General features: G+C 51.5%; 15 protein-coding genes. 14 read left to right on the forward strand and 1 reads right to left on the reverse strand.

The window, feature by feature from the left end; translation table 11 throughout:
* The first annotated feature begins 35 nt into the window (after nucleotides 1-35).
* The 10 genes from ACO1NT_RS14035 (at nucleotide 36) to ACO1NT_RS14080 (ending at nucleotide 13,096) form a co-directional block, all read left to right on the forward strand.
* Nucleotides 36-1,181, forward strand: coding sequence for an FG-GAP repeat domain-containing protein (locus ACO1NT_RS14035; protein WP_449049322.1), 1,146 nt, complete (start codon nucleotides 36-38; stop codon nucleotides 1,179-1,181).
* 54 nt (nucleotides 1,182-1,235) lie between these two features.
* A complete protein-coding gene (locus ACO1NT_RS14040) occupies nucleotides 1,236-2,465 on the forward strand; it encodes a GDSL-type esterase/lipase family protein (RefSeq protein WP_449049323.1) in 1,230 nt (409 codons plus the stop codon).
* Nucleotides 2,466-2,496: 31 nt separating this feature from the next.
* Nucleotides 2,497-5,970: a PVC-type heme-binding CxxCH protein gene (locus ACO1NT_RS14045; RefSeq protein ID WP_449049325.1), complete on the forward strand. Its 3,474-nt coding sequence runs from the start codon at nucleotides 2,497-2,499 to the stop codon at nucleotides 5,968-5,970.
* 41 nt (nucleotides 5,971-6,011) lie between these two features.
* Nucleotides 6,012-6,455 carry a carboxymuconolactone decarboxylase family protein gene (locus tag ACO1NT_RS14050; protein ID WP_449049326.1) on the forward strand — a complete coding sequence of 148 codons (444 nt, stop codon included), beginning with the start codon at nucleotides 6,012-6,014 and terminating at the stop codon, nucleotides 6,453-6,455.
* Between the two features lie 102 nt (nucleotides 6,456-6,557).
* The gene (locus tag ACO1NT_RS14055; RefSeq protein WP_449049327.1) at nucleotides 6,558-7,478 is read left to right on the forward strand and encodes an EboA domain-containing protein; all 921 of its coding nucleotides are present in this window, start codon (nucleotides 6,558-6,560) and stop codon (nucleotides 7,476-7,478) included.
* The gene (locus ACO1NT_RS14060) at nucleotides 7,478-8,458 is read left to right on the forward strand and encodes a TatD family hydrolase (RefSeq protein WP_449049329.1); all 981 of its coding nucleotides are present in this window, start codon (nucleotides 7,478-7,480) and stop codon (nucleotides 8,456-8,458) included. Before ACO1NT_RS14055 ends, ACO1NT_RS14060 begins: the two co-directional genes overlap by 1 nt.
* Nucleotides 8,459-8,464: 6 nt before the next feature.
* Entirely contained in the window at nucleotides 8,465-9,352 is an 888-nt protein-coding gene (eboC, locus tag ACO1NT_RS14065) for a UbiA-like protein EboC (RefSeq protein WP_449049331.1), read from the forward strand.
* A gap of 7 nt (nucleotides 9,353-9,359) precedes the next feature.
* Nucleotides 9,360-10,520: a 3-dehydroquinate synthase gene (locus tag ACO1NT_RS14070; RefSeq protein ID WP_449049333.1), complete on the forward strand. Its 1,161-nt coding sequence runs from the start codon at nucleotides 9,360-9,362 to the stop codon at nucleotides 10,518-10,520.
* Between the two features lies 1 nt (nucleotide 10,521).
* Nucleotides 10,522-11,736, forward strand: coding sequence for a metabolite traffic protein EboE (gene eboE / locus ACO1NT_RS14075; RefSeq protein ID WP_449049334.1), 1,215 nt, complete (start codon nucleotides 10,522-10,524; stop codon nucleotides 11,734-11,736).
* Between the two features lie 7 nt (nucleotides 11,737-11,743).
* The gene (locus ACO1NT_RS14080; protein WP_449049336.1) at nucleotides 11,744-13,096 is read left to right on the forward strand and encodes an alkaline phosphatase family protein; all 1,353 of its coding nucleotides are present in this window, start codon (nucleotides 11,744-11,746) and stop codon (nucleotides 13,094-13,096) included.
* Here ACO1NT_RS14080 and ACO1NT_RS14085 read toward each other — a convergent pair.
* Nucleotides 13,076-13,987: an AraC family transcriptional regulator gene (locus ACO1NT_RS14085; protein WP_449049338.1), complete on the reverse strand. Its 912-nt coding sequence runs from the start codon at nucleotides 13,985-13,987 to the stop codon at nucleotides 13,076-13,078. The two genes, ACO1NT_RS14080 and ACO1NT_RS14085, sit on opposite strands and share 21 nt — an antisense overlap.
* A 182-nt stretch (nucleotides 13,988-14,169) precedes the next feature.
* On the opposite strand from ACO1NT_RS14085, the gene ACO1NT_RS14090 reads away from it, so the two are divergent.
* The 4 genes from ACO1NT_RS14090 (at nucleotide 14,170) to ACO1NT_RS14105 (ending at nucleotide 20,901) form a co-directional block, all read left to right on the forward strand.
* A complete protein-coding gene (locus tag ACO1NT_RS14090) occupies nucleotides 14,170-14,985 on the forward strand; it encodes a phytanoyl-CoA dioxygenase family protein (RefSeq protein ID WP_449049340.1) in 816 nt (271 codons plus the stop codon).
* Nucleotides 14,985-15,818: a sugar phosphate isomerase/epimerase gene (locus tag ACO1NT_RS14095; protein WP_449049341.1), complete on the forward strand. Its 834-nt coding sequence runs from the start codon at nucleotides 14,985-14,987 to the stop codon at nucleotides 15,816-15,818. The genes ACO1NT_RS14090 and ACO1NT_RS14095 overlap by 1 nt, the downstream gene beginning before the upstream one ends.
* Before the next feature lie 264 nt (nucleotides 15,819-16,082).
* Nucleotides 16,083-19,154, forward strand: coding sequence for a SusC/RagA family TonB-linked outer membrane protein (locus tag ACO1NT_RS14100; RefSeq protein ID WP_449049343.1), 3,072 nt, complete (start codon nucleotides 16,083-16,085; stop codon nucleotides 19,152-19,154).
* Between the two features lie 19 nt (nucleotides 19,155-19,173).
* A complete protein-coding gene (locus ACO1NT_RS14105) occupies nucleotides 19,174-20,901 on the forward strand; it encodes a RagB/SusD family nutrient uptake outer membrane protein (protein WP_449049345.1) in 1,728 nt (575 codons plus the stop codon).
* The last annotated feature ends 52 nt before the right edge of the window (nucleotides 20,902-20,953 follow it).

Consider the following 20,953-nt stretch of genomic DNA (forward strand, 5'->3'; position numbering starts at 1 on the left):
ACATCATGTTCCAATCTCTAAACGATACCCGTAGAATGTTTATCCGAACCTTTGTATTGGCTGTCTTTCTCGCTGGCATCACCACCACTTTTTTACAGGCGCAACAGAACGGAAAAGTAATGTTTACCCCGTATTTCATTGCCGCCGAAAGTTTCGAGTCGGTCGGTGTGTTCGACGTGGACAATGATGGCAAGCCAGATATTGTTTCGGGCGATTTTTTCTATCTCAACGGCGACGAAGCCGGCACCCTCTTCCGCAAGCGCCACAGATTAGGGCAGCAGAGAGCATACGGCGAGTACTTCGATGACTTCGCCACCATTCCATTGGACGTCAACAAAGACGGCCGTATGGATTTCATCACCGGCGGTTGGTTTGGGGAGGAGCTGCGTTGGCACGAAAACGTGGGGACGGACGGCGAATGGCCTGCCCACGTCATCGCGAAGATCGGTAACGTGGAAACCGTAAGGGCGTGGGACGTGGATAATGATGGGCAGGTTGAAATTGTGCCGAATACGCCCGGTTCCCCCCTCCATTATTTCAAACTGGAAGGCCCTAGTAAATGGGTACGCTACGAGGTGGGAGATTATAAAAGCCATGGCCTGGGCTACGGGGATATCAATGGTGATGGAAGAGGTGACTTCGTCGTGGGCAATGGATGGGTAGAAAATAAGGGGAACAACCAGTGGGTATTTCATCAAGATGTTGATCTGGGACCACATGCGAGCATTCCAATCATCGTTACCGACCTGAATGGAGATGGAAAAAACGACTTAATAGTGGGTAATGCACACGGTTATGGGCTATATTGGTACGAACAGGGGGTAGATCGCAACGGAAAACGGTCGTTCGACAAGCACGTGATCGACGAAACGGCTTCGCAATACCACGAACTGGTATGGACCGATGTTACGGGCGACGGCAAACCCGAACTGATCACGGGCAAACGTTACCGGGCACATAACGGTGGCGACCCGGGTTCGAATGATCAGGTAGGTTTGTATTACTTTGCTTGGGACGGCAAGTCATTCACAAAGAACAATATCGCTTATGGCCCTGCTGGCATCGGCAAAGGCACCGGTATATTTATGCAAGTGGTCGACCTGAGAGGCACGGGAAGGAAAGATATTGTGGTAGCGGGAAAAGACGGTCTCTGGGTGTTTTTCAACGAGGGGCTTCATTAACGAGGCTTACACCACCACCAACAACCGTATTGTACAATATTAATTGATTTTCAAATGTTAAAGATAAAATTGCTTTTGGTTGCCAGCGGAATCATCGGTACGCTGTTGGCCGGTACCTGTTTAGACCTTCCTGCCCAAAAAATGGGTGCCCACTCCGCGCTGGAATTCAAACAAGGCGAGCGAATCCTTTTTCTGGGCGGCTCACTTTTTGAAAATGAATTAAAAAACGGATATCTCGAGTACGCGATTTCCAGCCGCTGGCCCGATAAGGACCTCACGTTCCGCAACCTTGGCTGGACTGGCGACAATGTATTCGCCGAAGGGCGGAGCACCTTTACAACCCCCCCGACTCCCTACCAGCAATTGTTTCAACAGATCAGAAGTACCACCCCCAATCACGTGTTGATTGCTTATGGCGGTGTGGAATCGCAAAAAGGAGAAGCAGGACTGAATGAGTTCGTTAAAGGACTCGAAGTGCTGATCGATTCGGTCGACGCGTTGGGCGCACAGACGATTCTCGTGTCTACGATTCCCCTGAAACTTGCAGGAAGCCCGGAAAACACAGTCGTCCAAAACAAAAACCTGAAGCTATATGCTGACGCCATTTCGTCGCTCGCAACCAAACGCAAAAAGAGGTACGTTGATTTTTATACACCCTTAGCTGAAAATACCGGCGATCTCTATCTCGACAATGGCATCCATCTGAATGATGCCGGTTACTATTTCCTAGCCCAGGTTCTCGAACAATCTCTCGGGTGGCCGGAACGAGCGTCAAAAGTAACGATTAACGCCGCTAGATCGACAGCTACGGCTTCCGGTCCGGCTAAAATCGTTTCAGACGACGGCAACCGTGTTGTTTTCAGTATCGAAGAACCTGTGCTTCCGCTCCCGGTACCTAGCCTGGGCAAGCCCACGGTACAAGCATCTGTGTCTGTTCAGGTAAACGGATTGGCAAATGGATACTACACCTTGATGGAAAATGGTCGGCAAGTGGCTACGGCATCGGCGGCTGACTGGGCCAAGGGCATCGTGTTGGACCATGGGGTTTCGCAAGAACAGGCAACAAAAATCAGCGGCTATATCGTCAAGAAAAACGAATTGTTTTTTGAGCAGTATCGCCCATTGAACAGAACGTACATATTGGGATTCAGGTCGTACGAGCAGGGCAGGCACAAGCAAGGCCTTGAAGACCTGGACCTCATCATTGCGTGGTTAGAAGGACAAATCAACCTGCATCGGAAACCGGTAATCAAAACGTATGAATTGAGCCCTTTGAAGGATTAACCTCGGCTCACCATAAACAAAAAGCAAACAAATGAAGTTAATACGTGTATTATCGGCCTTCCGTGGTTTATTCGTTGCGCCATTGTTGTTCATAAGCGCTTGTTCTACCCAGCCCGAAGAACCCAAAGAATATCCGGAAGATGACCCCAGAAATGAGCTTGCATCCTTCCAGATTGCCGAAGGGTTTGAAGTTACCCTATTCGCTGCCGAGCCTCTGATCGCAAAACCCATCCAGATGAACTGGGATGCTGAGGGGCGGTTGTGGGTGATCACCAGCACCGCCTATCCGCTCTCGAAAACCGGCGAAGAGGCCAATGATAAAGTGTATATCCTCGAAGACACCGATGGGGATGGGGCTGCCGATAAATCAACCGTTTTTGCGGAGGGCTTGGTACAGCCAACGGGCATATTGCCCGGCGACGGTGGGGTTTACGTGGCGAATGCTACTGAAATCCTCCACCTGTCGGACACCGATGGCGACGGCAAAGCGGATACACGGAAAACCATCGTAAGCGGCTTCGGAACGGGCGATACGCATCACCTGATCCACACCTTCCGTTGGGGCCCCGAAGGAAGGTTATATTTCAACCAATCGATTTATATCTATAGCCACGTGGAAACCCCCTGGGGAATCAGGCGCCTTGAAGGCGGCGGTGTGTGGAAACTTCAACCCCATACGCTCGAACTGGACGTGTATGCAAAGGGGCTCGTGAACCCCTGGGGATTGCGTTTTGACCCATATGGGCAATCGTTCCTCACCGATGGAGCCGGTGGTGAGGGGATTAACTATGCCTTTCCTGGCGCCACGTTCGTGGCGTCGCCGGGTGCCGAAGAAATACTTCGTGGACTGAATCCCGGGCAACCGAAACACTCCGGATTGGAGATCGTCTCCGGACGGCATTTGCCCGATTCGATGGAAGGGAACCTGATTACCAATGATTTTCGTGCCCATCGTGTCAATCGCTTCGCATTGGAAGAACAGGGCAGTGGATATGCATCCAAACAAATGCCTGATTTACTGTGGACTGACCATGTGGCTTTCCGCCCTGTCGATATTTCCGTCGGTCCTGATGGTGCGATTTACATCGCCGATTGGTATAACCCGATTATCCAGCACGGCGAAGTCGACTTTTACGATCCACGTCGCGACAGGGAGCGGGGGCGGATTTGGCGTATAACAGCGAAAAAGAGCCGATTGGTAAAGAAGCCGAAATTGGTGGGAGCCTCGGTCGAAGATCTGCTGGAAGCGTTGGAAGCACCCGAAGCGTGGACACGTGATCAAGCCCGGCGACTACTGAAGGAGAAAGGAGCCGAAGCGGTCGCTGCCCCGCTACAGGCATGGATTGATGGGCTTGATAAAAAAGGGGAAGATTATGAAAGGCTGAAGCTCGAAGGTTTGTGGGTCTTCCAGTCGATTGATACGTACAACGGGCCACTGTTGGAAAGCTTGTTGAATGCACAAAGCCCCCAGGTGCGCAGCGGAGCCCTGCGTGCCTTGCAACTTTGGCACTCCAAAGTCGAGCACTTGGATGCCATCCTACAAAAGGCAGTAAAAGATAGCCACCCGCAGGTGCGCCTGGAGGCCGTTATCGCACTCCGGGAATTAAAGGATGCAACACCTGCGAAGATAGCGCTTGATGTGTTGGACCAGCCGATGGACGAGTTCCTTAACTTTGCTTTGTGGCAAACGCTGAGGCAATTCGAACCTGCATGGCTAGCCGCGGTGAAAAGCGACCCACAATTCTTTGGCGATGCCGCAAAGACGGCCTATGCGTTAAAATCGGCAGCCGGTGCAGATGCCATTACCCTTTTAACGCAGCTTTATAAGGAAGGGCAGGTGCCGCAAAAATATCAAAAGGATGCCTTATCGGCGATCGCCAAACGGGGGCAATTGCAAGATCTCAATGCTATTTTCGATGTGGCTATCAACGGCTACGCCCAACAGCGTGATGTTTCTGAGGAACTCGGGGCGGTGGAAAGTGCAGCCCGGAACAGGCAGTTAATGGTGGATCGCCAAGTGGGGCGCCTCCGCACGATTATTGAAGGGACAAACGAAGCCTCAGCCATTGCAGCCATCAAGGTTGCCGGTGCGCTGAAAGTACACACGCTAGAACCCCAACTTAAAAAGTACCTAAGCCATAGCAACCGCGATTATGCGAAGGCGGCCATGGGAGCCATGGCCACCATAAACCCGACCGCCACACAAACATTGCTGAAAAACCTGACAACGGCACAATATCCGATGGATCTTCGGTTAATCGCTGTTTCGCATTTGGTGCGCCTCAATGCACCTGCGGCCGCGAAGGTTGGCGTGGAGCTCCTGAATGAGTTGGACGATATGGAGCAGGCCAAAAGCGTGCTCAATGAGTTTTTCGCCGACAATGGACGTGTAAACGCACTGGCCACCGTGTTGGCATCGACCCGCATACCCGAAGCGACGGCCATCGCCGCACGCCAGCATCTACAGACGGCGATCCCATGGGACCGCCGGGAAAAGGACGAGGTAAAGCTACTCATCCAAGGTTTGGAGGCCTCGGGCGGCGTATTGCCGGCCGAACGCATGCCACAGGATCTAGACGATGATCAAATCAAGACGCTCGCTGCCGAAGCGGAGAAAAGCGGCAACCCGGTAAAAGGTGAACTGGTATTCCGTAAACGGGAGATAGCGTGTCAGTCGTGCCATGCTATTGGTGGTGCGGGTGGCTTGATCGGGCCCGATTTGAGTAGCCTCGGCACAAGCTTACCTGTGGAGGCCATCATTAAATCCGTATTGTACCCCACCGAATCAATCAAAGAGGGCTTTGAGTTGCAAAAGGTGGTTCGTACAGATGGCAGCGAGCTGATGGGGTATTTGGTAACCGACCGGCCCAGTGAAGTCATTATGAGAGATGTTACCGGCAATGAGGTTGCCGTTCCGAAAGACAAAATAAAGACCAGGGAAAAAATACCGGGCTCGCTCATGCCGCCAAGCCTCACGGCGAGCTTGGATAAGCAGGAATTTATCGACCTCGTTAATTACCTTTCTAAGCTCGGTAAAACAGGTGATTTTCGAGTGCCCACGGCACGGTTCGTAAGGCGGTGGCAGACGGTACCGGTAAACGATGAAATGTTGGCGAACATTCAGCAAGCGGGCATCGACATTGTTTCACGAAACGATGTGCCTGGAGGTCCGGCCCATTACAGTACCGTTTCGGGCGCTCTCCCCATTAATGAATTGCCCGTGGTAGAAGCCGGTGACGACAAATCATACAGCTTCGCGAAATTCCAGGTCGAAGTCCTTACGCCGGGGAATCTTACGCTTCGTTTCGACGATGCAAATGGTGTTACGAGTTGGGTTGGGGCCAACGCGGCAACGATCCAGGAAGGTAGGCTTACCACATCGTTAGGAAAAGGTATACACCAGTTTACGCTGGCGATAGACCGAAATCAACGCAAAGACGGGGCACTGCGGGTGCAACTAACTGATGATGGTAGTGCTCAAGTACGGCTGGTGATGGGCAAATAATGTAAAAGTCGATATCTTTGTGCAATGACAAAATCAATCACATGATGGAAAAACGTATAGCGATCGATCAATTGGAACCCCAAAGCTTTGAAGCGGTACGCGCGTTAGAGAAATATTTGGCCCAATCGCAGCTCACCCCCATACATAAGGAGCTGATTAAAATCCGTGCGTCGCAGCTTAACGGCTGTGCCTTCTGCCTTGATATGCATACGAAATATGCATTGAAATACGGTGAGACCCCACAGCGCATCTTTTTACTGGATGCTTGGCGCGAAACCGATTTGTTTACGGAAGAAGAGCGCATCCTTTTACAGGTCACCGAAGAAGTCACGCTGATCAGCCAAAAGGGCCTCACTACGGAAACCTATGAAGCGGCATTGAAGATATTGGGAGAACGATACCTGGCACAGGCGATTGTGGCCATCGCAACGATAAACGTATGGAACCGACTTGCCGTGAGTACGCATAAACCGATACCTGCTTAAGTGTTGGTTTTGTGACAAAACGCTTGCCTTTTGGGCTTGATGAAGCGCACAAAAATCGTAATTTTGTGGATTGCACAATTTTTTCACTGAAAGGGGGATACTGTGGACGTAAATACAAGCGATGTCAGCGTCGGTGATGCCGTCCGTCGCGCATTAAAGTTGCACTTAAACGCATCGGCGTGGCAATGGCTAACATCTCAGGCAGAAAATCTTGCTATCGATCCGAATCCAGGTGCGGTTGCCCGCACGTTTACCTCGTTGCCAAGGCGACTCAAATCCGATAGTAAGCCATCCACGATTTCGCTCCACGATGCGCTCGAAGGCCCCAATCGGCTTTCGTTGGTTGTTAAGGAGTGGACCATCGTAAAACTAGCACGTGTTTGGCTGTTAATGTGTATCCCGAAACATAATGAAGCCCATTATGTACAGTTGATAGAGCAATTGTTCAAGTATGGCGATATGGACGAATTGACGGCCCTTTATTCGGCATTGCCGGTTTATCATTATCCCGAAGCCTGGCAATCCCGCTGCAAAGAAGGCATTCGGAGCAATATCGGTCCCGTGCGGCACGCCGTAATGGTGAATAATCCCTATCCAGCTGCGTTCTTGGATGACGAGGCGTGGAACCAGTTGGTGCTTAAAGCGTTTTTCACCGAGGAAGACATCCCGCAGATCGCTGGCTTGAAACGGCGTAACAATTTGCGTTTGGCACAGGCGTTGACCGATTATGCATACGAGCGGTATGCGGCCCAACGAGAAATCAACCCGATGTTGTGGGTACTGGTCGGACCTTTCTTGGCCGATCGTGCCTTTGAGTTGATGGAGCGTATCATGGCGGAAAGCCGCTCACCCCTCGAACAGAAAGCAATCGCATATGCGCTCAACCATAGCGGTTGCCAGCGTGCCCAACGGTATCTCAAGGAAAATAATTTCCCCGATTCGTTTTCGGAATACCGCGGCACCCCTTGGGAAGCGTGGGAAAGTGATGTTGAAGATACAAAAAACAAACGTACAAATCGATAATGTGTAGCTATCATGAACAGGATCGCGCGTCTATGGGACAGCGCGTGGCGTTGGACTTAGATCTAGTCAAAGGATTCCGGTTTTTCGATCCGCATATCCATATGGTTTCGCGTACCACCGACGATTACCAAGCAATGGCGGACGCGGGGATAGTGGGGTTGATTGAGCCGGCGTTTTGGGTGGGGCAACCCCGCACAGGTATCGATACCTTCCGCGACTATTACAGCAGCCTGATAGGCTGGGAACGGTTCAGGTCATCGCAGTTTGGCATCCGCCATTTCTGTACCATCGGCCTGAATTCGCGCGAAGCCAATAATGAGGCATTAGCCGAAGAGGTGATGGAGCTATTGCCATTTTACATCTATAAGGAGGGAGTAGTCGGCATCGGCGAGATTGGATTTGATGACCAAACCGCCGCGGAAGAAAAGTACTATCGCCTCCAGTTGGAATTGGCCAAAGAGGCTGGATTGCCTGTGCAGGTGCACACGCCACATCGCGACAAAACCCGTGGCACTTCCCGCAGTATGGATATTGCACTTGAGCATGGTCTCGACCCGAAGACGGTCATTATAGACCACAATACGGAAGAGACCGTGAAGGAGGTGCTCGACAAAGGATTCTGGGCTGCATTTACGATCTATCCATTCACCAAAATGGGCAATGAGCGCATGGTGCAAATCGTCAGGGAATACGGGCCTGAACGTATCATGGTCAATTCTGCAGCCGATTGGGGGATCAGCGATCCACTTGCGGTGCCCAAAACGGCAGCCCTTATGGTCAAGAGCGGAATAAGCAGGGAAGCGATCGAGCAGGTGTGTTTTAAAAATGCAATCGCCGCATTCGGCCAAAGTGGTCAGTTGGACGAATCGATGTTTTCCGAAAAGGTCCAAATCGACCAGGCGCAGAAATTTGAAGGTAATTCGGTGTTAAGGGGCGGGCAGCAGCCGCGCCGGGACGCAGGGTCAATCATTATATCCTGACGGGGGATGGCAAATTTGAAACCGTACCTGCAGTTGATGCGTCCGGCTAACATCGTTACGGCGATTTCCGATGTGCTTGCCGGTACCGCTATCGCATTACTGCATGTACCCCAGGGATCGGTGTTGGATGGGCACGTGTTGGCGGCACTGATTATTGCCACCATAGGTTTGTACGGGGGAGGCGTGGTTTTCAACGATGTATTTGATGCGGATCTCGACGCACGCGAACGGCCTGAGCGCCCCATTCCAAGTGGAAAGGTTTCCATAGGCGGTGCCACCAAACTGGCGATGGCCCTATTCTTTATCGGTGTGGCAGCCGCTAGCATGGTGGGTGTATTGCCGGCCGTGGTAGCCTTTTCCATCGTGGTCATGTGTTTGTTTTATGATAAATGGGCAAAACATCACCCTGTTGCCGGCCCATTGGCCATGGGGGTGTGCCGTGGTCTTAACCTGGCGCTAGGCATGAGCTATTCGGTGGCGGCATTAGGCCAGGTTTGGTTTATCGCACTCGTGCCTGTTGTTTATATTGCGGCAGTCACAACCATCAGTCGGGGTGAAGTCCATGGCGGACGGCGCCCCCCCCTGTATTTATCTGTCCTATTATATGGTGTTGTTGTGGCCAGTATAGCGGCGTTCGGTCTGTATTACCAAAGCAGCGTATTGGCTGTTGGGATGGTACTGCCGTTTATGGCATTCGTATTCCCGCCGTTGGTCAAGGCCATCCGAACGCTTCAGGCGGGTGATGTCCGTAAATCTGTCAAACATGGTGTAATCGGACTGATTTTTATGAATGCCGCTTGGACAGCGGCCGCCGGCATGTGGGGACTCACATTGGCCACCCTGTTATTGTTCCCGTTGTCCATTTGGTTGGCAAAGCTGTTTGCCGTTACTTGAATTGTTTATGAAGGCTATTATTAAGCAGAAATTTTCGGTTTCCTACCAATACGATATCCATTTTACATCGGGACTATTTGCACCCGAGAACCGTTTGCTGAGCAATTTCTTTGTGGAGCGACTAGGAGCGACGGTGCCTAAATTGCTCGTGGTGGTCGATGAAGGGGTAGCCATATGCCACCCGGCACTCATCGAGCGGGTACGCGATTACCTCGAGCCCGAATCCGCCGTGCAATTAGTTGGTGAAGTCATACGGGTTCCGGGGGGCGAGGCCATCAAGAACCAACAGGAAAGTGTGGATCGGATTATCGAATCCGTAGACCGGCATGGCATCGACCGCCATTCATACATCATGGCCATCGGTGGCGGTGCGGTGCTCGACGCGGTGGGGTATGCCGCCGCGATTGCACACCGGGGCATTCGCCACCTACGTGTACCAACCACCGTTCTTTCCCAGAACGACTCGGGCATGGGCGTGAAGAATGGCATCAATTATCGCGGAAAGAAGAATTTTGTGGGAACCTTTAGCCCACCGGTGGCGGTCTTCAACGACAACCTTTTCCTGTTAACGCTGAATGACCGCGCATGGGTATCGGGCATATCCGAGGCAGTGAAAGTAGCGCTGATCAAAGATGCTGCTTTCTTTGAGTGGATTGAAGCCCATACCGATCGTCTGCGCCGCCGCGATAGCGAAGCCATGGACTACCTTATTTTCCGGTGTGCCGAACTGCACCTCCAGCACATTGCCGGAGCGGACCCCTTTGAGTTTGGTTCTTCCCGCCCCTTGGATTTCGGACACTGGAGCGCCCATAAACTAGAGCAGCTCTCTCATTTTGAGGTGCTGCATGGCGAGGCGGTGGCCATCGGTATTGCACTGGATACCGTATATTCAGCGATCAGGGGGATGTTGCCACCCCATGATGCACAGCGGGTGCTCACGGTATTGCAAGCACTTGGATTACCTATTTTCCATTCGCTGTTGGAAGGCGAGCAGAGAACACATCCGTTGCTGGCGGGTTTAGAGGAATTCCGCGAGCATTTGGGTGGGCGGCTTACCATTATGCTGCTTCAAGCGATTGGGCAGGGAGTAGAAGTCCACGAGTTAGATACGGAACAAGTACTGCGGGCCGCCGCGGCATTACAGGAAGGCGTTAGTTTAGTCAATTGATATGGTTACCGGTTACGGACATCTTACTTATTGCACGAATATCCATGGCGGCGAAAAATGGGAAGACCATTTCACACTGCTTCGAAAGCACTTTCCACAAATCAAGCAGCATGTTTCGCCACACCACCCCATGGGGTTGGGATTGCGCCTATCCGATTTGGCAAGTAAGGCGTTGCTTGATGGGGGCACGCTCAAAGAATTACAAAACTGGCTAGCCGATGAAGGCGGGTATGTGTTCACGATGAACGGATTTCCATTCGGCGATTTCCACGAAGATGTCGTGAAAGCACACGTGCATGCGCCCGACTGGACGAAGCCGGAAAGGTTGGCCTACACCAAACGCCTGTTCGATATCTTAGCCCGATTGCTGCCCGAAGGTATGGATGGAGGTGTCTCCACATCCCCATTGGCGTACCGGCATGGGTATAATGATGCTGAAAGCAAGTGGCAAGCCATGCGCGAACGTGCCACCCAGCAGATTGCGGAAGTGGCGTTATACCTTACGCAGTTGCACCGCGAACAGCAGAAAGTTTTGCACCTGGATATCGAACCCGAGCCGGATGGTGTTTTGGAAACGGGTGAGGAGTTTATCGGCTGGTACACCGGCGAGTTGGTTCCTCTGGGGAGGGAGCTGCTGGTCAGTGTGTTGGGGATAACAGCTACGGAAGCGGAGGAAGCGATTAAACGCCATGTCCGGCTATGCTATGATGTGTGCCATTTTGCCTTGGGCTACGAAAACCACCGGCACGTCGTCGACGCACTGGCACAACACGGTATACAGGTAGGTAAATTCCAGATCAGCGCGGCATTAAAGGCGTCACTACCTCCGGACACGACAGCCAGGCAGGTGATCGGCGAGGCGTTCATGGCTTTCAATGAGCCTACCTACCTGCATCAGGTTATCGCTAAGCGAGCCGATGGTCAAGTCCGTCGTTTCAAGGATTTGCCCGATGCCCAAGCGGCGGTGTTGGATGAACAGTCCACCGAATGGCGTTCGCATTTCCATATCCCGATTTTCCTGGAAGACTTGGGGACGTTGCAATCCACGCAGTCGGATATCATCGAGGTACTGGCTATTCACCAGGATCGGCCACTTTCGGGGCACTTGGAAGTGGAGACGTATACCTGGGGGGTGCTTCCCAAACGGTTGCAGCTCCCCATTGCCGAATCCATATCGCGCGAACTGCATTGGGTGGTCAATCAATTAGGTGAATAACGTGGCTATGAACAAAACTGTTGTCATTGATATCGTGGGGTTGTCATCGGCCGTGATCGGCGAACATACGCCTTTTTTGACGGAATATATAAAGAAGGCCCATGTGAGCCGGATAAAGCCCCACCTTCCGGCGGTGACCACGGCGATGCAAACGACCTATCTCACCGGTTTATGGCCTTCACAGCACGGCATTGTGGGGAACGGGTGGTATGACCGTACGGACAGTGAGATAAAGTTCTGGAAACAATCCAACAAACTGGTGCAGGGCGAAAGCGTTTGGGAGGTGGCAAAACGCATGGACCCCACATTTACCTGTGCCCAGCTGTTTTGGTGGTATAATATGTATTGCGGTGCCGACTATTCCCTAACCCCCCGGCCCAATTACCTGGCAGACGGGCGGAAGGTGCCCGACTGTTATTCGCACCCGGCGACATTGCGCGACGAGCTGCAACACCGCTTTGGGCAGTTCCCGTTATTCAATTTTTGGGGGCCTGCCGCCAATATCGCATCGTCTGATTGGATTGCGAACGCGGCGATGTACGTGGACGATAAGTATAACCCTACGCTTAACCTCATATACCTGCCTCACCTCGATTATTGCCAACAGAAGTTTGGCCCCGATACCAGGGAAATCGGAAAAGAGTTGCGTGAAATCGATGCATTAGTGGAAAGGTTGGTCGGTTTTTACGAAGACAAGGGAGCCAGTGTCCTATTGCTTTCCGAATATGGTATTGTACCTGTTTCGAGGCCCATACATATCAACCGCATGCTTCGCAAAGCCGGCTTACTCGCCGTCCGCATAGAAAGGGGGTTAGAGCTGCTCGATGCCGGCGCTTCGAAAGCGTTCGCGGTGGCCGATCACCAAGTGGCCCATATCTACACCGCGAACGATAAGGTGAAGCAACAGGTGATGGAGTTGCTGGCACGGGAGGATGGGATAGCCCGTTTGCTTGACGATGAAGGGAAAAAGCAATACCACATCGACCACGAACGGGCCGGCGATATCGTGGCCGTCGCCGAAGCCGACAGCTGGTTTACCTACTACTTCTGGTTGGATGATAAGGTAGCTCCCGATTATGCCCGTGTGGTAGATATCCATAAGAAGCCCGGCTATGATCCCGTGGAAATGTTTATGTCGTCTAAACTACGCGCCGGCTATAAACTGCTCCGCAAAAAGCTGGGCTTCCGGTATGTGATGGATGTGATCCCGCTGGATGCTACATTGGTAAAAGGCTCGCATGGGGCGGTGGATATCCCGGAGGACTACTACCCGTTGCTGATCAGTAAAGAGAAACGGTATGACGCGGAGTTGGAAGCCGTTTCGATAAAGGATATTATCCTAGCCAGTCTGTTGACCTAAATCATTTTTCCGTTGGCCACGTGCATGTGATGCCCGAAGGGATTTCGGCGAAACACCAAACTTCTTTTTAAACAAGCGCGAAAAATAAAACGGCGAATCGAAGCCGGTGTGGTAACCGATTTCCGTAATGGTTAAATGGGTCGTCTTTAACAACTCTTCCGCTTTGTTGAGCCGGAGATTAAGGTGGTATTGATTGGGCGATTCACCCGTAATGCGTTTGAAAGATTTCCTGAATGTGGAGTAGCTCATCGGAAATTCTGCAACGAGGTCTTCGATGCGGATGGGGCTCGCGAGTTCATTCTGAAGCTTCAGGATGGCTTTGGAAACCCATACGGATACGGGGTCATTATCTGTCTTCTCGGTTAGATTGATCCGGTTGATCAATCCGAGGATCTGCAATGTAATACCTGCCATCACTTGCTGATACCCCACTTCTACCTGTGAAACGGTACGCAATAGCTGTGTAAACGCGGTGATGAGATCTTTGCTTAACCCTGTTTTGATAAAGGGGGCATCGGGGCGAAACAAGCGGTCCATCACCTGTCGGGGATATTCACCGTTAAAACCCACCCAATATTCCTCCCATCCGAATTCGGGGTCGGGCCGGTACCGATGCCAGATACCGGGGAACAGCAGGAAACAGGAGCCCGATTCGACGACCTGGGGTGGTGTTTTGGCCGATTCGAACAAACCCCGTCCGCCCGTGATGAAAACCACGTAGTATCCATCCAGGATACGTCCTTTGTTCCAGGAAAATACATGGTCTGCCGGATGGCCCACCTCGGGATAACGGGTGTGTTTTTCGATTTTTGTATAACCGACCGTATTGATGTAAAATCCTAAATCTCTATCTATATCCTTTATATGTAGGTACTTGTGGTAATTTTCCATGTGATTTTTCCCCTATCATTTATCAAACATACCCAAAGTGACAGGTATTTGCAACTGATGGCGGTTCTCATCCATCGATAGAAGAAATATCAAAAAGTGCAAAGAAAGATCGGAATAAGTCATGTCGCCGGCCGTTCAGAAGCCGATATTTGCTTTGTAAGTTCACCAATTGAAAACGAGTTATGCGTACAGACTTAAGTGAAGAGCAGATTAGCGATTACCGTGAAAATGGTTATGTCATCGTCGAGGATTTTCTCAATGCCGATGAATTGGAGCATTGGAGACGTGTGGTTACCGAAGCTGTGCGCGAGCGCAATGGCGTGAAAATGCCGGGCAAAGCGGTCCGTATTGGCGACGACGACGGTATCAATGAAGATGCAGCTTATTTCAATAATGTGTTTGACCAGTTACTGAACTTGTGGCAAACCAATAAAGAAATGGAACAGCTCATGGTCGATGAACGTATCGGCAAAATGGCGGCTGATTTGGCAGGGGTGGATGGTATCCGTATCTGGCATGACCAAGCGTTGATTAAGCGGCCATGGGCCAACCCGACGTCTTGGCACCTCGATACGCCGTTCTGGTCGTTTTCCGACCGGCGGGCCCTTTCCATCTGGGTGGCATTGGATGATGCGACATTGGAAAACGGATGTTTGTTTTTTATTCCGGGCTCGCATAAGACGACCACGTTCGAGAATGCCGGGATTGGCAAGAATATGGGGGGTATCTTTGAGGTTTACCCCGAGTTCAAACAGACCGGCTCGCACGCTGCCGTGATGAAGGCGGGTAGCTGTTCGTTCCACAATGGATTAACCATACATGGCGCGCACGCCAACATGACCCCTGGATTCCGGCGGGCCATGACCTGTGCATACATGCCGGATGGCAACCGGTACAACGGCATACCCAATATACTGCCCGACGAATATCTCAAAACGCTCAAAGAGGGTGATTTACTGGCTAACGACGCACAAAATCCGCTGATATATAAAAGGTGATGCAGATCGATTTTTATGGTCCACGTTGGGGTTCCGAACATATCGGATGGCGGCAGTTTGCGGCGGATGTGTCGCAGGCCGGTTTCGTGGGCGTGGAGGTTTTCCCGTTAGGTGATAAAGCCAACAATACGGACATGATCGATGCACTTGGCGATGCGGGTCTGTCTTATATCCTCCTTCATGCCGAATTGCAGGAGGGAAAGGACTTCAATCGGTATAAGGCTGCCTTGGAGCGTAATCTGTACGCCCTCTTGGAATACCAGAATTCGCATGTCAAACCCCAGTTTATCGTTTCGCAAACCGGACGGGAATATTATACGCCTGCGCAGATGGCTGAGTGCTTCGCTATATGTGATCGGATCAGCCGGGAGTCTGCGGTAAAAATAATCCAGGAAACACACCGCAATAAATGGTCATTCGCCGCGCATATTGTCAAAGATTACCTCGTGGAATTTCCATCTTTGGAACTTGCCCTCGATTTTTCGCATTGGGTCTGTGTTTCGGAGAGCTACCTCGAAGATCAAGACGATGCCATTGGGCTCGCCATCAGGCACGGGAAGCATCTGCACGCCCGGGTGGGCTTTCCCGAAGGGCCACAGGTTACCGATCCACGGGCGCCGGAAAACGAGACTGCTTTGGCCCATCACCTGGCATGGTGGGATCGATGGATAGCACACCTCGCGGAAATAGGGACGGATCGCGCCACCATTACGCCGGAATTCGGCCCATACCCCTATATGCATTATTCACCGTTCACAACAAATCCCATTGCCAGCCAATGGGAAATCAATTGCTGGATGATGGCGATGCTTAAAGAGCGGTACAGATCGTAATTTCGCATGGCGCGCAAGGCCGATGGGTGTGTATATTTGTAATATTGTTGTATTGACATTTAAAAAAATAGATAAACGGGATATAAAGGAGGACGCGCTATGGCTAACTGAGACTTAAGAGATTGTTTTATGGCGATTTCGTACTGAACAAACCAACAATAAGTATAACCAATAAATAACTATATAACCGAAAGTGATATGTATACAGTAGTTAAATCAACCGGTTGCAAAAAGCCGGTTCGTCATTCATCGCGTTGTTCGGCCATGATGAAAACGCTGATGCTATTGGCTGCACTCTTTGCAAGTGTGGCTTGGGTAAGGGCGCAGACACCCGTGACCGGTGTGGTGCACGATGCGACAGGAAGCACCCTGGAGGGTGTCTCCGTGAAAGTACGGGGTACATCCCGCGGCACCGCGACCGATGCCAACGGCCAATTCCAAATACCTGTGTCGGCGGGGGAGGTGTTGGCCTTCACCGCAGTCGGCTACCGATCGGAAGAAGTGACAGTGGGCAGCCAGCGCACGGTGAATATCGTTTTAGAACCAGCGTCATCCGATTTGGATGAAGTAGTCGTGGTGGGTTATGGCACTACGAAACGGAAGGATTTTACGGGGTCCGTGGGGTCATTGAACCTCGAAAATTCACCCGTTGCCTTAGCGCCTAACCTCAATGTGCTCGAAGCGCTTAAAGGGAGCATCAGCGGATTGAATATCGGTGCAACCAACTCGGCGGGTGGACAGCCATCGATGCAAATCCGTGGGGAAAATTCCATCAGTGGTGATAATTCGCCACTCATCGTTCTGGATGGCGTTATTTTCATGGGTAGCCTGAGCAATATAAACCCGAATGACATTGCGACGATCGACGTGTTGAAAGATGCCACCTCAGCGGCGGTTTACGGCTCGAAGTCGGCCAACGGTGTCATTGCCGTAACCACCAAGAAAGGTCGTACCGGTAAGCCAGTGATTACTTTTAATGCTTCTACGGGTTTCCAGAAATGGCAGAACCAGCCGGAAATGCTACGGGCTGCGGAGTGGCTGGAAATGGTCAATGCACGGAACCAGTATACCCCCGGATCAACCAACTGGTTGAAAACCGGTGAGTTGGCTAATATGGAAGCCGGTCATGAAACGGTATGGCTGGACGAAGTGACCCGTACCGGCGTGATGCAAAATTACCAAGCCGCAGTCTCCGGTGCTACCGACAATATCAACTATTACGTATCAACATCATTCGATGATAACAAAAGTGTCATCGTCGGCGATCAGTTCAATCGTATTTCATTGCTTGGAAAGATCAACATGGACATCACCAAGTGGTTGGAAGTCGGCATCGATGCAGGTTTTTCCAAGCGGGATTATTCGGGGGTACGAGCGAATGTGGGCGCCGCACAGACGATGTCGCCCTATGGTGTGATGTACCGCGACGACCAGGGCAACCTGGAGAAATACCCGTATACCCAATCGTCCATAAACCCGTTGTGGGGAGTGGATGACAATACCCGCGATAATGAAGATTTTTTGTATAACTACCGATTGAACACGTATGCCGTAGTGAAGTTGCCATGGGTGGAGGGGTTGAGCTACCGGGTTAATTACCTGCTCAATCAGGACGAAACGCATTATGGTAATTTTTATTACGAAGATTACTATGTGCAGGAAGGCGAGTCGCCAGATCGATACGCACCGGCGACGATTCAAGGGTTGCTGACCAATGCCAACGGTACGATTGAAAAGCGAAAAGGCAACAGCTACGTATGGGATAACATTCTTAATTTCAACCGGACATTCGATCGCCACGCATTGGATGTGACGTTAGTCGCCACCCGCGACCAGTTGAGCTACGAGCGCTATTTGATTACCGGAAGGGACTTTGCCGCCAATGGAAATACCATACTTGGCCTCCAAGGATTGCATAAAGCCACCGTGCAGCGCTTCGATTACGATGGGACAAACCTTAATGATATGAACACCCGTAATTACGAGCGTTCCAATATTGGGTATCTCGGCCGCATCAACTATGCATTCGCTGATAAATATTACGTCACGGGGTCGTATCGCCGGGACGGCGCATCGGTTTTCGGCGCAAACAGAAAATGGGGTGATTTTTTTGGCGCCGGTTTGTCGTGGCGGATTACCAATGAGTCATTTATGGAGACCGTAAACGTGCTGGATGATCTGAAACTGAAAGTATCGTGGGGCCAAAATGGGAATCAGGGATTGAATCCCTATGGTACGTTGTCTGCCGTGGCCAATGCGGCCAGCGGCGGCGCCAGATATGAGTTTTCCGATGAGCCGGGCAAAATTTACTATGGGCTGTATCAAGGCTCACTTGGCAACGCCTCGCTCGGCTGGGAAAAGACGTCGTCCTGGAATGCCGGGTTCGAATCGGCTTGGTTAGATAATCGCCTGTTTGCGGATGTCGATTTATATTTCGCCAAAACCACCGATCAGATCTTTGTTCGTACGATTCCCGTGATGACTGGCTTCAAAACCATGCTGACCTCCATGGGCCAGGTGAACAATACCGGTATTGAAGCAACGGTGCGTTCGATCAATATACAAAAGCCCGATTTAACGTGGAGCACAACCGTTACGTTCTGGAAAAACAACAATAAACTGGTTTCCCTGTATGGTGAAGATCTTGATGGGGATGGGGTAGAAGACGACGATATCGCGAACGGCTTGTTTATCGGGGAGTCGATAAGTGCGATCTATGGCTATGAGCAAATCGGTATCGTGCAGGAGGGTGATACTGAATACATCGAACTGACCGGCGCAGCGCCAGGTGCCCCCAAGTATCGCGATTTGGACGGCGAGCCGGGGATTACCGCGGCCGACCGGAAAATCCTGGGCGATGAAATGGAAAACTTCCGTTTGAATTTCAGTAGTAATCTTTCGTATAAGAATTTTGGCTTTTATGTAATGGTTACGGGTACGTTCGGTGGCAATAACAGGTACCTGCGTTCCAATCCATCGTCCTACATGAGCAGCGGTACGGGGAGGTTTAACGATAACCTGCATTCCATTCCTTATTGGACACCAGAAAACCCAAGCAACGTTTATCCATCGGCTACGTTTGCTGGGGATGGGCGCTTCCTTGGTTTGCAAAGCCGGGGCTTCGTGCGTGTCCAGGATGTGACGCTGTCTTATACGTTTGATCAGCCGTGGATGTCGGCAGCACATATCGGATCATTGAAAGTGTTTGCCACGGCGAAAAACCTGGGTACCTTTACCAATTGGTTTGGCGGTGACCCGGAAACGGGGGCGCGTATCAGGGACAATGTGATGCCCGTGCTTTCCACCTATTCGCTCGGCGTAAACTTGAGTTTTTAACCATTATCAGATGAAAGAAATGAAAAGGATCTATCAATATAGCTTCGGCGTAGTATTTGGCTTGTTATTAGGTACGGTGGGTTGCGAATCGGACAAGGATTTCTTAACGGAGACCCCCCCCACGTTCTATACCGTTGACAATGCGTTCAGTACCTCGGCGCAGATCGACCAGGCTCTGGTGGCTGTTTATTCGCAGCTACGCGACCTATGGGCGAACCCGGGTGAAGAGGGATGGATTTTCGTGCTGCGTGGCAATGGTACAGACATGTACGATGTGCCGAGCATCCGGCGGGGGAACTCGTTCAATAACTATGGGAACATCAATCCCGACAATACCACGTTTTATAACATCTATAGCACCTGGTACCAGATCATTGCCAAATCAAACCTGGCGATCTATTCGGCCGATTTGGAACAGATTACGTGGTCGAGTGCCGAAGAAAAGGCCTATGCACTGGCCCAGGCACGGTTTTTCCGGGCCTTTGCTTTCCTGAACCTGGGCGAACTGTTCGGTGGCGTACCCATTGTGACGGACATTACCACGAAACCAAAATATGATTTTTCGCGCACCACGCGGGTGGAAACCTATCAATTTGTCATCGACGAGTTGACGGCCATTGAAAACGATCTACCGCCCACCACCGGTGAGGGCGGACGCCTCGTGCGTGGTGCGGCCCAGCACATGTTGTCACGGGCGTACCTTGCCCAGGGAATCCAGCTTGCGGCCGATGGGGATGGGGGCGCTGCACAGGCCGCGTTTACCCAGGCAGTAGCCAGCGCGGATAATGTGATCAACGGGGGCACATTTTCATTGATGACGTCGCGGTTCGGCTCGCGGCAGCATGAGGAACAGGGTAACGTATACTGGGACCTGTTCCAAGAAGATAATGTCAACTATCAGGATGGGAATTCCGAGTGCATTTGGGCGATCCAGATCGACTATGCCGCCTATCGGGCGGAAGATGGCAAGTCTAAACTACCTTATTCCCGTACTTACGGACCGGTATTCCGCGATGGTGCGAAAGATCACCTGACGGGTACGCTGGAAGACGTGGGCGGGCGGGGCATTGCGCAGATGATTCCCACCATGTATACACGCGATGCCATCTATGCCGACAAATGGGGCGACGACATGAGGAATTCCGATATCGTCTTCCGCCGGGAGTTTCTCGGAAATGTTCCTTCATCTCCCTATTTCGGCCAACCTGTGCCGTGGGATGTGATGTATAATGGGAGCGATGACGCGAATACTAATAAGGCCAACCAGAGCCTTTGCTATCCCGTTTCCTGCAAAATCGCTACCGACCAGTACACCGGTTTGGACGAAGGGGAAAACAGGAGCAACCTGTTCCGCGACGACTATTTCATCCGCCTGTCGGAAACCATCCTGTTGCGGGCGGAGGCGAAACAACGCCTGGGGGACAAAGCGGGAGCGGCTGCGGATATCAACCTGTTGCGTGCGCGTGCACAGTGTGGCTATATGGTTACCGCGGCCGATGTTGATGATCAGTTTAACCTGATTTTGGACGAACGCGCAAGGGAACTGGTTTACGAAGAAAGTCGCTGGAACACCTTGTTGCGTATGGGCGGCACGGTCGCGGTTGACCGTATCCGTACGTATGCTTTTTGGCCGGAAGCGCAAGCTACGTTGACGTTTGATTATAACCTGTGGCCCATCCCCAATACGGTCATAGACACCAACAAAGATGTGCCGTTGGAACAAAACGACGGTTGGAAGAACAGGTAATTAATGAGGGAAAGACAGTGCTAAATTGAAATGGGAGAATTGGTGATGAATG

The organism is Parapedobacter sp. (assembly GCF_053550995.1).

What these genes read in the sequence shown, in the direction of transcription:
- ACO1NT_RS14095 (WP_449049341.1), top strand. Translation starts at nt 14,985, where the DNA reads ATGCAGATCGATTTTTATGGTCCACGTTGGGGTTCCGAACATATCGGA.
- ACO1NT_RS14045 (WP_449049325.1), top strand. Translation starts at nt 2,497, where the DNA reads ATGAAGTTAATACGTGTATTATCGGCCTTCCGTGGTTTATTCGTTGCG.
- ACO1NT_RS14090 (WP_449049340.1), top strand. Translation starts at nt 14,170, where the DNA reads ATGCGTACAGACTTAAGTGAAGAGCAGATTAGCGATTACCGTGAAAAT.
- ACO1NT_RS14070 (WP_449049333.1), top strand. Translation starts at nt 9,360, where the DNA reads ATGAAGGCTATTATTAAGCAGAAATTTTCGGTTTCCTACCAATACGAT.
- ACO1NT_RS14060 (WP_449049329.1), top strand. Translation starts at nt 7,478, where the DNA reads ATGTGTAGCTATCATGAACAGGATCGCGCGTCTATGGGACAGCGCGTG.
- ACO1NT_RS14050 (WP_449049326.1), top strand. Translation starts at nt 6,012, where the DNA reads ATGATGGAAAAACGTATAGCGATCGATCAATTGGAACCCCAAAGCTTT.
- ACO1NT_RS14085 (WP_449049338.1), bottom strand. Translation starts at nt 13,987, where the DNA reads ATGGAAAATTACCACAAGTACCTACATATAAAGGATATAGATAGAGAT.
- eboE (WP_449049334.1), top strand. Translation starts at nt 10,522, where the DNA reads ATGGTTACCGGTTACGGACATCTTACTTATTGCACGAATATCCATGGC.
- ACO1NT_RS14080 (WP_449049336.1), top strand. Translation starts at nt 11,744, where the DNA reads ATGAACAAAACTGTTGTCATTGATATCGTGGGGTTGTCATCGGCCGTG.
- ACO1NT_RS14035 (WP_449049322.1), top strand. Translation starts at nt 36, where the DNA reads ATGTTTATCCGAACCTTTGTATTGGCTGTCTTTCTCGCTGGCATCACC.
- ACO1NT_RS14105 (WP_449049345.1), top strand. Translation starts at nt 19,174, where the DNA reads ATGAAAAGGATCTATCAATATAGCTTCGGCGTAGTATTTGGCTTGTTA.
- ACO1NT_RS14040 (WP_449049323.1), top strand. Translation starts at nt 1,236, where the DNA reads ATGTTAAAGATAAAATTGCTTTTGGTTGCCAGCGGAATCATCGGTACG.
- ACO1NT_RS14100 (WP_449049343.1), top strand. Translation starts at nt 16,083, where the DNA reads ATGATGAAAACGCTGATGCTATTGGCTGCACTCTTTGCAAGTGTGGCT.
- eboC (WP_449049331.1), top strand. Translation starts at nt 8,465, where the DNA reads ATGGCAAATTTGAAACCGTACCTGCAGTTGATGCGTCCGGCTAACATC.